At 74.4% G+C, this 13,377-nt stretch carries 12 protein-coding genes; 10 read left to right on the top strand and 2 right to left on the bottom strand.

The genetic code is table 11. The features are described 5' to 3' along the window. The first annotated feature begins 132 nt into the window (after positions 1–132). Both ACFRAV_RS18590 and ACFRAV_RS18585 read left to right on the top strand, forming a co-directional pair. A complete protein-coding gene (locus tag ACFRAV_RS18590) occupies positions 133–1,659 on the top strand; it encodes a 3-hydroxyacyl-CoA dehydrogenase (RefSeq protein ID WP_382556836.1) in 1,527 nt (508 codons plus the stop codon). Between the two features lie 16 nt (positions 1,660–1,675). Further along, complete coding sequence (locus tag ACFRAV_RS18585; RefSeq protein ID WP_382556833.1) at positions 1,676–2,260, top strand: TetR/AcrR family transcriptional regulator; 585 nt, start codon at positions 1,676–1,678, stop codon at positions 2,258–2,260. 75 nt (positions 2,261–2,335) lie between these two features. On the opposite strand, the gene ACFRAV_RS18580 is transcribed toward ACFRAV_RS18585, so the two are convergent. After that, positions 2,336–2,968: an Lrp/AsnC family transcriptional regulator gene (locus tag ACFRAV_RS18580; protein WP_382556830.1), complete on the bottom strand. Its 633-nt coding sequence runs from the start codon at positions 2,966–2,968 to the stop codon at positions 2,336–2,338. A gap of 172 nt (positions 2,969–3,140) precedes the next feature. Between ACFRAV_RS18580 and pdhA the strand changes: the two genes are divergently transcribed. The 7 genes from pdhA to ACFRAV_RS18545 all read left to right on the top strand — a co-directional run bounded on the left by pdhA (position 3,141) and on the right by ACFRAV_RS18545 (position 11,770). Then, on the top strand, positions 3,141–4,298 hold the full coding sequence (gene pdhA / locus ACFRAV_RS18575; protein WP_351114993.1) for a pyruvate dehydrogenase (acetyl-transferring) E1 component subunit alpha: 1,158 nt from the start codon (positions 3,141–3,143) through the stop codon (positions 4,296–4,298). Then, on the top strand, positions 4,295–5,332 hold the full coding sequence (locus ACFRAV_RS18570; protein WP_382556828.1) for an alpha-ketoacid dehydrogenase subunit beta: 1,038 nt from the start codon (positions 4,295–4,297) through the stop codon (positions 5,330–5,332). Before pdhA ends, ACFRAV_RS18570 begins: the two co-directional genes overlap by 4 nt. Beyond that, positions 5,332–6,846 carry a dihydrolipoamide acetyltransferase family protein gene (locus ACFRAV_RS18565; RefSeq protein ID WP_382556826.1) on the top strand — a complete coding sequence of 505 codons (1,515 nt, stop codon included), beginning with the start codon at positions 5,332–5,334 and terminating at the stop codon, positions 6,844–6,846. The genes ACFRAV_RS18570 and ACFRAV_RS18565 overlap by 1 nt, the downstream gene beginning before the upstream one ends. A gap of 25 nt (positions 6,847–6,871) precedes the next feature. Beyond that, on the top strand, positions 6,872–8,134 hold the full coding sequence (locus ACFRAV_RS18560) for a DUF6457 domain-containing protein (protein WP_382556823.1): 1,263 nt from the start codon (positions 6,872–6,874) through the stop codon (positions 8,132–8,134). Next, entirely contained in the window at positions 8,131–9,501 is a 1,371-nt protein-coding gene (locus tag ACFRAV_RS18555) for a molybdopterin molybdotransferase MoeA (protein WP_382556822.1), read from the top strand. The genes ACFRAV_RS18560 and ACFRAV_RS18555 overlap by 4 nt, the downstream gene beginning before the upstream one ends. Continuing rightward, the gene (locus tag ACFRAV_RS18550; protein WP_382556819.1) at positions 9,498–10,625 is read left to right on the top strand and encodes a potassium channel family protein; all 1,128 of its coding nucleotides are present in this window, start codon (positions 9,498–9,500) and stop codon (positions 10,623–10,625) included. The genes ACFRAV_RS18555 and ACFRAV_RS18550 overlap by 4 nt, the downstream gene beginning before the upstream one ends. Positions 10,626–10,777: 152 nt before the next feature. Beyond that, positions 10,778–11,770 carry an NAD(P)H-quinone oxidoreductase gene (locus tag ACFRAV_RS18545; RefSeq protein ID WP_382556817.1) on the top strand — a complete coding sequence of 331 codons (993 nt, stop codon included), beginning with the start codon at positions 10,778–10,780 and terminating at the stop codon, positions 11,768–11,770. 110 nt (positions 11,771–11,880) lie between these two features. Here the strand turns inward: ACFRAV_RS18545 and ACFRAV_RS18540 are convergent, their stop codons facing one another. Next, positions 11,881–12,090, bottom strand: a complete 210-nt coding sequence (locus ACFRAV_RS18540) for a hypothetical protein (protein ID WP_382556814.1) — start codon at positions 12,088–12,090, stop codon at positions 11,881–11,883. A 687-nt stretch (positions 12,091–12,777) separates the two neighbouring features. Between ACFRAV_RS18540 and ACFRAV_RS18535 the strand changes: the two genes are divergently transcribed. Continuing rightward, positions 12,778–13,314, top strand: coding sequence for a bacterial proteasome activator family protein (locus ACFRAV_RS18535; RefSeq protein WP_382556812.1), 537 nt, complete (start codon positions 12,778–12,780; stop codon positions 13,312–13,314). Positions 13,315–13,377: the final 63 nt, after the last annotated feature.

Genomic DNA, 13,377 nt, shown 5'->3' with positions numbered 1-13,377 from the left:
CTCGGACCGGCTCCTCGTCGAACCGGCACGCTGGGCAGGAACAGAAGGACAGGGCTAGAGTAACCGAACGATCGGTCGGGACAAGGGGGTCCGCCGCGCCTGTGGAAAACCCCGTGCGGGAGGATCGCGCTCATGACAGCACTCGACCTGAAAAGCCCCGTGGCAGTAGTCGGTACCGGCACCATGGGCCAGGGCATCGCCCAGGTCGCACTGGTCGCCGGACATCCCGTCCGGCTCCACGACGCCGCCCCCGGCCGGGCCGGCGAGGCGGCGGCCGCGATCGTGGCGCGTCTGGACCGGCTCGTCGAGAAGGGCCGTCTCAGCCCCGCCGACCGCGACGCCGCCCGGGACCGGCTGACGCCCGCCGGCGCCCTCTCGGACCTGGCCGGATGCGGTCTGGTGGTGGAGGCGGTCCTGGAGCGCCTCGACGTCAAGCAGCAACTGTTCCGCGAGCTCGAGGAGGTGGTCGGCGAGGAGTGCCTGCTGGCGACCAACACCTCCTCCCTGTCCGTCACGGCCATCGGCGGCGCGCTGCGCCTGCCCGGCCGGTTCGTCGGACTGCACTTCTTCAACCCGGCGCCGCTGATGCCGCTGGTCGAGGTCGTCTCCGGCTTCGCCACCGACCCCGGGGCCGCCGGGCGGGCGCTGGAGACGGTGCGCGCCTGGGGCAGGACCCCGGTGGCCTGCGCCGACCAGCCCGGCTTCGTCGTCAACCGGATCGCCCGGCCGTTCTACGCGGAGGCCTTCGAGCTGTACGAGCTCGGCGCCGCGGACCCGGCCACCATCGACGCGGTGCTGCGCGAGAGCGGCGGCTTCCGGATGGGCGCCTTCGAGCTCACCGACCTGATCGGCCAGGACGTCAACGAGGCCGTCACCCGCTCGGTGTGGGAGTCCTTCTTCCAGGACGTGCGCTTCCGGCCCTCGCTCGCCCAGCGCCGACTGGTCGAGTCGGGGCGGCTCGGGCGCAAGTCCGGTCACGGCTGGTTCCCCCATGGGGGTGAAGAGGGCGCCGGGCGGCCGGAGCCGCGGACCGCCGGTCCGGAGCAGGCGCCCGGCCACGTCACCCTTCTGGGTGCGCTCGGTCCGGCGTCCGGTCTCGTCGAGCTGATCCGGGAGTCCGGCGTCGACCTGCGGGTCGAGGACGAGGGCTTCGCCGAGGAGGGCGAGGAGAAGGGCCGTCTGGTGCTGCCGGGCGGCGGCACGCTGGTCCTCGCGGACGGCGAGACGGTCGGCGAGTACGGGCCCGACCTGATCTCCTTCGATCTGGCCCTGGACTACCGGGCGGCCACCCGGATCGCGCTGGCGGCCTCCCCGGTCACCTCACCGGAGACCCTGGCCGAGGCGGTGGGCCTGTTCCAGGCGCTGGGCAAGAAGGTCAGCGTCGTCGGTGACGTCCCCGGCATGATCGTCGCGCGCACGGTCGCCCGGATCATCGACCTCGCCTTCGACGCGGTGGCGCGCGGGGTGGCCGGCGAGGAGGACGTCGACACCGCCATGCGGCTGGGCGTCAACTACCCCTTGGGTCCCTTCGAATGGAGCCGCCGGCTCGGTGACGACTGGGCCTACGGCGTCCTCGACGCGGTGCACGAGCGGGAACCGTCCGGCCGCTGCGCCCCCTCCCTGGCGTTGCTGCGGCACGCCTTCGCCGCGGCGAAGTGACGGGGGAGCCATCGCCATGACCACGCCCAAGCGTGACACCTACACGCCGGACTCGCTGCTGCGGGTGGCCGTCCAGGTCTTCAACGACCGCGGGTACGACGGCACGTCGATGGAGCACCTGGCCAAGGCGGCCGGGATCTCCAAGTCGTCGATCTACCACCACGTCTCCGGCAAGGAGGAACTGCTCCGGCGGGCGGTGAGCCGGGCGCTGGAGGGTCTCTTCGGCATCCTCGACGAGCCGCAGGCCAAGGAGGGCGGCGCGGCCGGCCGCCTGGAGTACGTGGTGCGGCGGATGGTCGAGGTGCTGATCGCGGAGCTGCCCTACGTGACGCTGCTGCTGCGGGTGCGCGGCAACACCGGCACCGAGCGGTGGGCGCTGGAGCGGCGGCGCGAGTTCGACCACCGGGTCGCCGACCTGCTGAAGAACGCCGCGGCGGAGGGTGAGGTACGGGGCGACATCGAGGTGCGGCTGGCCACCCGCCTGGTCTTCGGCATGATCAACTCGATCGTCGAGTGGTACCGCCCCGACGGCGGCACGGGCGCGCGCCGCGAGATCGCCGACGCGGTGGTCCAGCTGGTCCTCACGGGCCTGCGGGGCTGACGGCGGGCTCCTCGGGGCCCGCCGCTCCTCGGCGGCCGGTGGACCGGCTCGGGGAGCCCCGGTGGCGGACGTGGCTCAGACCGGGCTGCCCGTGGCGCCGGTGTTGCCCGGGACGCCCCGGCTCTTGGGGACGTCCGGGGCCTCCGCGCGCCGCGGGCCGTCCGTGCCGGCAGTGCCGGCCGTGCTGTCGGGGGAATCGATGTCCTCGACCTCGAAGACCAGCAGGGTCCGGGTGGAGAGCACCTCCGGCATGGAGTGCAGCCGGGTCAGCACCAGCTCGCGCAGCGCCCGGTTGTCGGGCGCGTGCACCAGCATCAGCACGTCGAAGTCGCCTCCGACCAGTGCCAGGTGCGAGGCCCCCGGCAGCGCTCTCAGCCGTTCGCGCACCGTGCGCCAGGAATTCTGGACGATCTTCAGAGTGATGTAGGCGGAGGTGCCCTGACCCGCCCGCTCGTGGTCGATCCGGGCGCCGAAGCCGCGGATCACGCCGTCCTCGATCAGCCGGTTGATCCGCGCGTAGGCGTTGGCCCGGGAGACGTGCACCCGCTCGGCCACCGACCGGATGGACGCGCGGCCGTCCTTCTGGAGCATTCCGAGGATGTCCTGGTCGATGGCGTCCAGCACCCTGGGAGGCGGCAGCGGGCGGGTGCCGGCGGGCGCCGGCACGACACCCTTCTCCGGGCCGTCGGCCATTTGTTCAGGTCGCATGCTTCCCCGCCTCCCTCCCCTGGACACCGTGCCTCCATCTCAGGCTGTGGAGAACCGTTTGTCCACAGGCTGACGCCGCCTGTAGCCAAAATCCGCCAACGACCGAACAATCGGTAGGTGAGGTGCGTCACACCCGGCGTCCTCGTAGCCACTCCCACGAGGAGGTGCCGTCATGACGGTGATGGAGCAGCGGGACACCTACCGCCCCGCCCCGCCGCCCGCCTGGCAGCCGCGCACGGACCCCGCGCCCCTGCTGCCCGACGCCGAGCCCTACCGCGTCCTGGGGACGCCTGCCGCCGACGAGGCCGCCGCGGCCGATCCCGGCCTGCTGCGCCGCCTGTACGCCGAGGTGGTGCGCGGTCGCCGCTACAACGCCCAGGCCACCGCGCTGACCAAGCAGGGCCGCCTCGCCGTCTACCCGTCCAGCACCGGCCAGGAGGCCTGCGAGGTGGCCGCCGCCATGGTCCTCGCCGACCAGGACTGGCTCTTCCCCAGCTACCGGGACACCCTCGCCGTGGTCGGCCGCGGCGTCGACCCGGTGGAGGCGCTGACCCTGCTGCGCGGCGACCGGCACACCGGCTACGACCCCTACGCCCACCGGGTCGCCCCGCTGAGCACCCCGCTGGCCACCCAGCTGCCGCACGCGGTCGGGCTGGCCCACGCCGCCCGCCTCAAGGGCGACGACGTGGTGGCCCTCGCCATGATCGGCGACGGCGGCACCAGCGAGGGCGACTTCCACGAGGCGCTCAACTTCGCCGCCGTCTGGCAGGCCCCTGTCGTCTTCCTGGTGCAGAACAACGGCTTCGCCATCTCCGTCCCGCTGGCCAAGCAGTCGGCCGCCCCCTCCCTGGCCCACAAGGCCGTCGGGTACGGCATACCGGGCCGGCTGGTGGACGGGAACGACGCCGTGGCCGTGCACCAGGTCCTGAGCGAGGCCGTCCGGCACGCCCGGGAGGGCAACGGCCCGGTGCTGGTGGAGGCGATCACCTACCGCCTGGACGCCCACACCAACGCCGACGACGCCACCCGCTACCGCGAGTCCGCCGAGGTGGACGCCTGGCGCGACCACGACCCGGTGCTGCTGCTCGAGCGGGAACTGACCGCGCGCGGCGTGCTGGACGAGGACGCGATCGGCGCCGTCCGCGAGGACGCCGAGGCGATGGCCGCCGACCTGCGGGCCCGGATGAACCAGGACCCCGAGATCGACCCCATGGAACTCTTCGCGCACGTCTACGCCGAGCCCACGCCCCAGCTGCGGGAGCAGCAGGAGATGCTGCGGGCCGAGCTGGAGGCCGAGGCGCACCCGAAGCAGGAAGGCACGGCCCGATGACCACCGGCACCTCCCTCGGTACCGCCGTCGACAGCGCCGTGGCGGTCACGCAGACCGCCATGGCGCAGGCGCTCAACCGGGCCCTGCGGGACTCCATGGCCGAGGACCCGTCCGTCCACGTCCTCGGCGAGGACGTGGGCACCCTGGGCGGCGTCTTCCGGATAACCGACGGCCTCGCGGCGGAGTTCGGCGACCACCGGTGCACCGACACCCCGCTCGCCGAGGCGGGCATCCTCGGCACCGCCGTCGGCATGGCCATGTACGGGCTGCGGCCGGTGGTCGAGATGCAGTTCGACGCCTTCGCCTATCCGGCCTTCGAGCAGCTGATCTCGCACGTCGCGAAGATGCGCAACCGCACCCGGGGCGCGATGCCCCTGCCGATCACCGTGCGCGTCCCCTACGGCGGCGGCATCGGCGGCGTGGAGCACCACAGCGACTCCTCCGAGGCTTACTACATGGCGACGCCCGGTCTGCACGTGGTCACGCCGGCCACGGTGGCCGACGCCTACGGCATGCTGCGGCAGGCCATCGCCTCCGACGACCCGGTGGTCTTCCTCGAGCCCAAGCGGCTCTACTGGGGCAAGGACGCCTGGGACCCTCAGGACCCGGCCCCGGTCGAGCCGATTGGCCGGGCGGTGGTCCGCCGGAGCGGGCGCAGCGCCACGCTGATCACCTACGGCCCGTCGCTGCCGGTCTGCCTGGAGGCGGCGGAGGCGGCCAGGGCGGAGGGCTGGGACCTGGGCGTGGTCGATCTGCGGTCGCTGGTGCCGTTCGACGACGAGACGGTCTGCGCCGAGGTGCGGCGCACCGGCCGCGCGGTCGTGGTGCACGAGTCGGGCGGCTTCGGCGGACCCGGCGGGGAGATCGCCGTCCGGATCACCGAGCGCTGCTTCCACCATCTGGAGGCACCCGTTCTCCGGGTCGCCGGATTCGACATCCCGTATCCTCCGCCGATGGCGGAGCGGCATCACCTGCCCGGCGTGGACAGGATCCTGGACGCGGTGGGACGGCTGCAGTGGGAGGCGGGCGACTGATGGCCGAGGTATTCGAGTTCAAGCTGCCGGACCTGGGCGAAGGGCTGACCGAGGCCCAGATCGTGCAGTGGATGGTCGAGGTCGGCGACGTGGTCGCCGTCGACCAGCCTGTCGTCGAGGTCGAGACGGCCAAGGCGATGGTGGAGGTGCCCTGCCCCTACGGCGGGGTGGTCACCGCGCGGTACGGCGAGGAAGGGGGGTCCCTTCCGGTGGGCGCGCCGCTGATCACGGTCGCGGTGGGCGCCGTCCCGGGCGACCTGTCCCTGGGCGAGGCCGGCGCCGCCGTCTCCGGCACGGCGGCCGGCACGGTGAACGGCACGGCCGTCGAGGGCGCGGAGGGCTCCGGGAACGTGCTGGTCGGCTACGGCACCTCGGCGCCGCCGGCCCGTCGTCGCCGGGTCCCCCCGCCGACCCCGGTCCGCGGCAGGCCGCGGCAGCCGTCGGAGTCCTCGCCGGCGCAGCCGGCCGGTGCGCGGGCGGCCGAGGCGCCGTCCGCCCCGGCGGAGGCCGCCGCTGCGGCTTCCGCGCCGGTCTCCGTGAACGGCACGGCCGCTCCCGCCCGGGCGGCGCGGTCCGCGGGCGGCGTGGGCGCCGCGTCCGCGCAGGACGGTCCGGTCCCGGTCATCTCCCCGCTGGTGCGTCGCCTCGCCCGGGACAACGGCCTGGATCTGCGGGACATCACCGGTTCCGGCCCCGAGGGCCTGATCCTGCGCGCCGACGTCGAGTACGCGCTGCGCGCCGCGGCGTCCCGCGAGCAGACGCAGGACCACCAGGCCACCGTGTCTCCGCTGCGGCCGGTGGACGCGCCCGTGGCGGCCGACGCCGGTGTCACGCGGATCCCGCTGCGGGGGCTGCTCGGCGCGGCGGCCGACAAGTTCACCCGGAGCCGGAGCGAGATACCGGATGCCACCTGCTGGGTGGACGCCGACGCGACGGAGCTGTTGAACGCCCGAGCGGCGATGAACGCCGGGCCGGGGCCGAAGATCTCGCTGATCGCCCTGCTGGCGAGGATCTGCGTCGCCGCCCTCGACCGCTTCCCGGAGCTCAACGCCACGGTCGACACCGCGGCGCGGGAGATCGTGCGGCTCGGGGAGGTGCACATCGGCTTCGCCGCGCAGACCCCACGGGGGCTGGTGGTGCCCGTGGTGCGCGACGCCCACCGGCGGGACGCGGAGTCGCTGGCCGGGGAGTTCTCGCGGCTCACCGAGTCGGCGCGGTCCGGCGGGCTGCGGCCCGCCGAGCTCTCCGGCTCGACCTTCACCCTCAACAACTACGGTGTGTTCGGCGTCGACGGTTCGACCCCGATCCTCAACCACCCCGAGGCTGCCATGCTCGGTGTGGGGCGCATCACCCCGAAGCCCTGGGTGCACCAGGGCGAGTTGGCGGTGCGTCAGGTGACGCAACTGTCGCTGACCTTCGACCACCGGGTCTGCGACGGCGGGACCGCGGGCGGTTTCCTGCGGTACGTGGCCGACTGCGTCGAGCAGCCGGCGGTACTCCTGCGTTCCCTGTGATCGCGGCGCCCTCCATACTCGGGGGGTGATCGACCACAGCAGCTCCCCCGCCGTGCGGGGCGACGGGCACCACGGCTTCGACGCCGTGGTGCTCGCCGGCGGCGCCGCCCGCCGGCTGGGCGGCGCCGACAAGCCGGGTGTGCGGGTGGGCGGCAGGGCCCTGCTCGACCGGGTCCTGGCCTCCTGCGCCGACGCCGGGCGCACCGTCGTCGTGGCCGACCCCCGGTCCACGGCGCGGCCGGTGCGGTGGGCGCGGGAGTTTCCGCCCGGCGGCGGGCCGGTGGCCGCGCTGGCGGCCGGCCTCGAGCAGACCACCGCCGACGTCGTCGTGGTCCTCAGCGCCGACCTCCCCTTCCTCGACGCCGCCACCGTCCACCGCCTCGTGCACACGCTGACCGCGTCCGCCGCCTCCGCCGACGGGTCCGCCTCTGCCGCCCACGTCACCGGGGCAGCCCCCGCCGCGGGCACCGCCGCCGACGCTGCGGGCCCTGTGGACGCCGCCGTCGCCGTCGCGGCCACGGGTGCTGCCGACGCCCGGGGTGTGGCCGGCACTGCTGGTCGCACCGACCCCTCCAGCGGTGGCACCGCCGCCGGTACCGCCGACTCAGCCAACCGTGCCGGTGAAGCCGATCGCGCCCGTGAAGCCGGCACCCGCGGGGTCGTCAGCTCGGCCGACGGGGACGCCGGGTGCGATGCCGTGCTGGTGGTGGACGGGGAGGGGCGGCGGCAGCCGTTGGTGGCCGCCTACCGGGCCGAGCCGCTGCGGCGCGTACTCGCCGCGGTCGCCGAGGAGAACGGCGGCCTCTCCGGGCTGCCCCTGCGACGACTGACCGGAGCGCTTCGGGTCACACTCATCAGCGACCCCGCCGCGTCCTTCGACTGCGACACCTGGGACGACATCGACACCGCCCGCGCACGTATCAGGGAGCATGAGCACGTGTTGGATGAATGGATCACCGCAGCCAAGGACGAGCTGGGCATCGACCTGGACGTCGACAAGACTCTGCTCCTCGACCTCGCCCGTGACGCGGCGCACGGTGTCGCCCGCCCCGCGGCGCCGCTGACCACGTTCCTGGTCGGCTACGCGGCCGGTCGGGCGGGCGGCGGTCCCGAAGCGGTCGCCGAGGCCACCCGCAAGGCCGTCGCCCTGGCCCTGCGCTGGGCCGACGAGGCCGCCGCCGCGAAGGGAACCGCCTCGGACACCGCTTCCGGCACCGCGCCCGGCAGTCCTTCCGGCACCGCGCCCGGTACCGCAGCTGACGACGCGACGCCCGCGGACGCCGGATGACCGATCCAGGAAACCCGGGCGGCTTCGACGACCTCGGTGTGCACGACGCGCTGACCCTCGTCAACGAGGGCCGGACCACCGGCGTGCCAGCCCCCGGCCGTCCCCCGGTGGAGGCCTCGAAGCCGGCGGAGGCCCGGACCGGTCACCGGCACACCGGTCTGCCCTGGCGGCAGGCGCGTGCCGTCGCCGACCGGGCGGGTCACGCCGCCCGTGCCGCGCGCCGCCGCTCCCGCATGCCCGTGCAGGTGCCGCTCGACGCCGCACTGGGCCTGGTGCTGGCCGCTCCGCTCACCGCGCTGACCGACCTGCCGCCGTTCGACACCTCCGCGATGGACGGCTGGGTCGTGGCCGGCCCCGGCCCCTGGCAGGTGCGGGAGACCCACGTCCTGGCCGGTGACACCGAGCCCGCGCCGCTGGCCGACGGCGAGGCCGCACCCATCGCCACCGGCGCCCGGGTGCCCCGCGACACCACGGCGGTGCTGCGGAGCGAGCACGGCCGTCTCGACCAGGCCGGCCGCCTGCACGCCCAGCGCGAGACAGGGCACGGCCAGGACATCCGTCTCCGCGGCCAGGAGTGCCGCTCGGGGGACCAGTTGCTGCCTGCCGGGACGCCCGTCACCCCGCCGGTCCTCGGCCTGGCCGCCGCGGCGGGGTACGACACGCTCACCGTCGCCGCCCGCCCGTGCGTCGAGATCCTGGTCCTGGGCGACGAACTCCTCACCGAAGGGCGGCCGCGTGACGGGCTGATCAGGGACGCCCTCGGCCCCATGCTTCCGCCGTGGCTGCGGGTCCTCGGAGCCGAGGTCACCGCCGTCCGCCGGCTGGGCGACGACGCCGAGGCGCTGCGCCGCGCGGTCGTCGACAGCGAGGCCGACCTGATCGTCACCACCGGCGGCACCGCGGCGGGCCCGGTCGACCACGTCCACCCGATCCTGCACGCGACCGGCGCCGACCTGCTGGTCGACGGCGTCCAGGTCCGCCCGGGTCACCCCATGCTGCTGGCCCGGCTGAAGGACGGGCGCCACCTGGTCGGTCTGCCGGGCAATCCGCTGGCCGCCGTCTCCGGTCTGCTGACGCTCGCCCAGCCGCTGCTGCGTGCCCTGGGCGAGCATCCGGCGCCGGAGCCCTACGCCCTGCCGCTGGCCGAAGGAGTCCAGGGGCATCCGCACGACACCCGGCTGGTGCCGGTGGTGCTGCGCGCGGACCGGGCCCATCCGCTGCACTACAACGGCCCCGCCATGCTCCGCGGCATGGCGGCGGCCGACGCCCTCGCCGTGATCCCGCCGGGCGGATTGCGGCCGGGAGACGAAAGCGAGCTCCTGGACCTCCCCTGGACGCTCGCCGGAACTGGAGTGTGTTTCACGTGAAACTGCCGGGACAGGACGCCATCGCCCGACAGGCGGGCGAACGTCTGGTCACCTACCGGGTGAAGCTGCCGCAGAAGGAAGTGCCGCATCCCCTTCGGCAGGTCGGCAAGCGCCTGCTGATGGCCCTGGCCGTGCTGGTGGCGACCGCCTTCGTGGTCTACCTGGACCGCGACGGCTACAACGACAACGCCGGCGGCGGACTCGACCTGCTCGACAGCTTCTACTACGCGACCGTCACCCTCTCCACCACGGGCTACGGCGACGTCACCCCGGCCAGCGACAGCGCCCGGTTGACCAACATCCTCGTCATCACGCCCCTGCGCGTGGTGTTCCTGATCATCCTCGTCGGCACCACCCTCGAGGCGCTCACCGAGCGCACGCGGGAAGAACTGCGCCTGAACCGCTGGAGGCACACCTTGCGGGACCACACCGTCGTCGTCGGCTTCGGCACCAAGGGCCGCTCGGCCCTGCAGACGGTCTGCGCCTCGGGTGTCCCCGCGGAGCAGATCGTGGTGGTCGACCCCAGTGCCAAGGCGATCGACTCCGCCGCCGCCGAGGGATACGCGGGCGTGGTGGGCGACGCCACCCGTAGCGACGTGCTGCTGCGCGCCGAGACGCAGCGTGCGCGCCAGATCATCATCGCCACCCAGCGCGACGACACCGCGGTGCTGGTCACCCTGACGGCCCGCCAGCTGAACCGGGGCGCCAAGATCGTGGCGGCGGTCCGCGAGGAGGAGAACGCGCCGCTGCTCCGGCAGTCGGGCGCGGACGCGGTCATCACCAGTGCGAGCGCGGCGGGCCGTCTGCTGGGCCTGTCGGTGCTGAGTCCGGCCGCCGGCATGGTGATGGAGGACCTCATCCAGCAGGGCAGCGGACTCGACATCGCCGAACGGCCGGTCATAAAGGCCGAGGTGGGCAAGAAGCCGCGTGAGCTGGACGACATGGTGATCAGCGTGGTGCGCGGTCATCGGGTCCTCGGGTTCGACGACGCCACGCTCGGCACGCTGCAGATCGCGGACCGGGTGATCTGCATCGTGCGGTCCTCGCAGGCACGTCAGGTCGCGCCGGACATGCGGCCGTTGCCGCATCCGGACCGGCAGGGGGGAACCATCGACCGCCCGTGACGGTCGTCCGAGGCTCCGCCGGCCCGGTCGCTCCCGCGCTCGCTCCTGCCCCCGCCCCGGAGGCCGTGCGCCCCGGAGGCCGTGCGGCCGTGCGGCCGTGCGGACGGCGGCATGCCTGGGGCTTCGTCCGGTGAAGGAGTAGCGTCGTTCGCATGTATGCGATCACGATTCCCGAGGCGGGCGGACCCGAGGCGCTGGTGTGGGCCGAGGTGCCGGACCCGGTGCCCGGAGAGGGCGAGGTCCTGGTCGAGGTGGCGGCGGCGGCGGTCAACCGCGCCGACCTGCTCCAGCGGCAGGGGTTCTACGACCCGCCGCCGGGGGCGTCCCCCTACCCCGGGCTGGAGTGCTCCGGCCGGATCGCCGCCCTCGGCCCGGGGGTGACCGGGTGGAGCGTCGGTGACGAGGTGTGCGCGCTGCTGTCCGGCGGCGGTTACGCCGAGAAGGTGGCCGTCCCGGCCGGGCAGCTGCTGCCGGTTCCGGAAGGGCTGCCGCTGCGGGACGCGGCGGCGCTCCCCGAGGTGACGTGCACGGTCTGGTCGAACGTCTTCATGGTCGCCGGTCTGCGTCCGGGCGAGACCCTGCTGGTGCACGGCGGGTCCAGCGGCATCGGCACGATGGCGATCCAGCTGGCCAAGGCGGTCGGCGCGAAGGTGGCGGTGACCGCGGGCACCCAGGAGAAGCTGGACCGCTGCGCGGAGCTCGGCGCCGACATCCTGATCAACTACCGCGAGCAGGACTTCGTCGAGGAGATCGCCAAGGCCACGGACGGCGCCGGGGCGGACGTCATCCTCGACAACATGGGGGCCAAGTACCTCGACCGCAACGTGCGGGCGCTGGCGGTCAACGGGCGCCTGGCGATCATCGGGATGCAGGGCGGGATCAAGGGCGAGCTGAACATCGCGACGCTGCTCAACAAGCGCGCGGCGGTCAGTGCGACCTCGTTGCGGGCGCGGCCGCTGGGCGAGAAGGCGGCGATCGTGGCGGCGGTGCGGGAGCACGTGTGGCCGCTGGTGGCCGACGGGCACGTGCGGCCGGTGGTCGACCGGGCCGTCCCGCTCGCCGAGGCGGGGGAGGGCCACCGGGTCCTGGAGTCCAGCGACCACATCGGCAAGGTCCTCCTCCTCACCCCCGCCGCGACCGCGTGACCGGTCCACGGATCACCGCGCCGTCGGCCCCCGCGCCGCCGGCCACCGGTCGGCAGGCCACCGGTCCGCGGATCACCGGTCCGCGGGCCGGCGGTCCACGCGTCCACGGCTCATGACTGGCGCAGGCGGAGGGCCTGGAAGGTCAGGGCCAGGGCGAGGCCGGTGAGGATGAGGCCGACGCCGAGCGGGGCCGTGCTGCGCGTGCCGGATCCGGTGCGGGCTCCGGCCTGGTCGCCGGAGGGACCGGAGTCGGCGGCGTCCGGCGGGACCAGGGCGGGCGGCGTGGGACCCGGGCCCGGTGGTGTGACGCCGGGAACCACGGCGCCGAGGGAGGCGGACGGCCCGGGGACCCACCAGGAGGGTGCGGGGACGGGGCCAGGGGAAGCGGATTCCTCGGGCGCCGGCTCCTCGGGTGCGTCGGGCGGCTCCGCCCGGTCCCCCGGGCGCGTGGCCGGTCCGGGCAGATGCGGCGGACGGCCGCGTCGCGTCGCCGGCCCGCTCGGGTGGCCGTGCGACGCGGTGGCCCCCGGCGACGCGGTGACGCCGGGTGGGAGCGGCACTCCCGCGGAGACGGACGGTCCCGGGACCGCGCCCGACGGAGAGGCCGAACGGGTGGGGCCGGGCGGGAGCGAGGTCGGGGCGGATGGCGGTGTCGGGGACGCGCTGCGGCCCGGCCGCTCCTGCCCGTCGCCCACCACGCTGCCCGCCCGCGAGGGCGAGGTGGCGCTCGGCGCCGGCGTGCCCGGCGACGCGGCCGTCACGACGGCGGCCACGGCGGGCATGGGAGTGAGGAGCCCGGGCAGGAGCAGTGCGGACGCGAGTGCCCGTCGGCCTTGGGTGGCCATACCGATGACCCCCTGCTGGGTCGGAGCCCGGAAGCGACGGTCCCAGCCTCACACGCGGCCCTGACCGCGGCACCCCGGGACATCCGGACGGTGGATCAGCAGACTCTTCAGGCAAGGACGGTATTGATCGTGTGGGGACAACAGGTGCGAGACAATGGCGGTATGGAGATGCCGAGGAACGAGAGCTCGCCCGAGAACCCGCAGATCCTGGTCGTGGGCCAGGACGGTATGGCACTCGGCGGCGGCGGGGACGACGAGTCCCGTGAGACCCCCGTGACGGAGCAGGTGGAGCAGCCTGCGAAGGTCATGCGGATCGGCAGCATGATCAAGCAGCTGCTGGAGGAGGTGCGCGCCGCTCCCCTCGACGAGGCGAGCCGGGTGCGCCTGAAGGAGATCCACGCCAGCTCGGTGAAGGAGCTGGAGGACGGGCTGGCCCCGGAGCTGGTCGACGAGCTGGAGCGGCTCTCGCTGCCGTTCACCGACGAGGGAACGCCGAGCGACGCGGAACTGCGGATCGCCCAGGCCCAGCTGGTGGGCTGGCTGGAAGGGCTCTTCCACGGGATCCAGACCACGCTCTTCGCGCAGCAGATGGCCGCGCGGGCCCAGCTGGAGCAGATGCGCCGTGCGCTGCCGCCGGGTGTCGCCGCGGACGGGGACGACGTCCGGGCCACCGGCCGCTCGGGCGGCCCCTACCTGTGACCCCGGTCGGCCACGTCCGACCGACCGCCCCGACGAACGGGCCCGGAGCAGCGCCTTGTGCGC

The sequence above is a fragment of the Streptomyces sp. NPDC056600 genome, from assembly GCF_042792855.1.
Taxonomy (GTDB): Bacteria; Actinomycetota; Actinomycetes; order Streptomycetales; family Streptomycetaceae; genus Streptomyces.
This window is presented reverse-complemented; position numbering and strand designations above follow the sequence as displayed.

Excerpts from the sequence above, each read along its gene's own strand:
- ACFRAV_RS18590 (WP_382556836.1), top strand. The coding sequence starts at position 133 with ATGACAGCACTCGACCTGAAAAGCCCCGTGGCAGTAGTCGGTACCGGC.
- ACFRAV_RS18585 (WP_382556833.1), top strand. The coding sequence starts at position 1,676 with ATGACCACGCCCAAGCGTGACACCTACACGCCGGACTCGCTGCTGCGG.
- ACFRAV_RS18580 (WP_382556830.1), bottom strand. The coding sequence starts at position 2,968 with ATGCGACCTGAACAAATGGCCGACGGCCCGGAGAAGGGTGTCGTGCCG.
- pdhA (WP_351114993.1), top strand. The coding sequence starts at position 3,141 with ATGACGGTGATGGAGCAGCGGGACACCTACCGCCCCGCCCCGCCGCCC.
- ACFRAV_RS18570 (WP_382556828.1), top strand. The coding sequence starts at position 4,295 with ATGACCACCGGCACCTCCCTCGGTACCGCCGTCGACAGCGCCGTGGCG.
- ACFRAV_RS18565 (WP_382556826.1), top strand. The coding sequence starts at position 5,332 with ATGGCCGAGGTATTCGAGTTCAAGCTGCCGGACCTGGGCGAAGGGCTG.
- ACFRAV_RS18555 (WP_382556822.1), top strand. The coding sequence starts at position 8,131 with ATGACCGATCCAGGAAACCCGGGCGGCTTCGACGACCTCGGTGTGCAC.
- ACFRAV_RS18545 (WP_382556817.1), top strand. The coding sequence starts at position 10,778 with ATGTATGCGATCACGATTCCCGAGGCGGGCGGACCCGAGGCGCTGGTG.
- ACFRAV_RS18535 (WP_382556812.1), top strand. The coding sequence starts at position 12,778 with ATGGAGATGCCGAGGAACGAGAGCTCGCCCGAGAACCCGCAGATCCTG.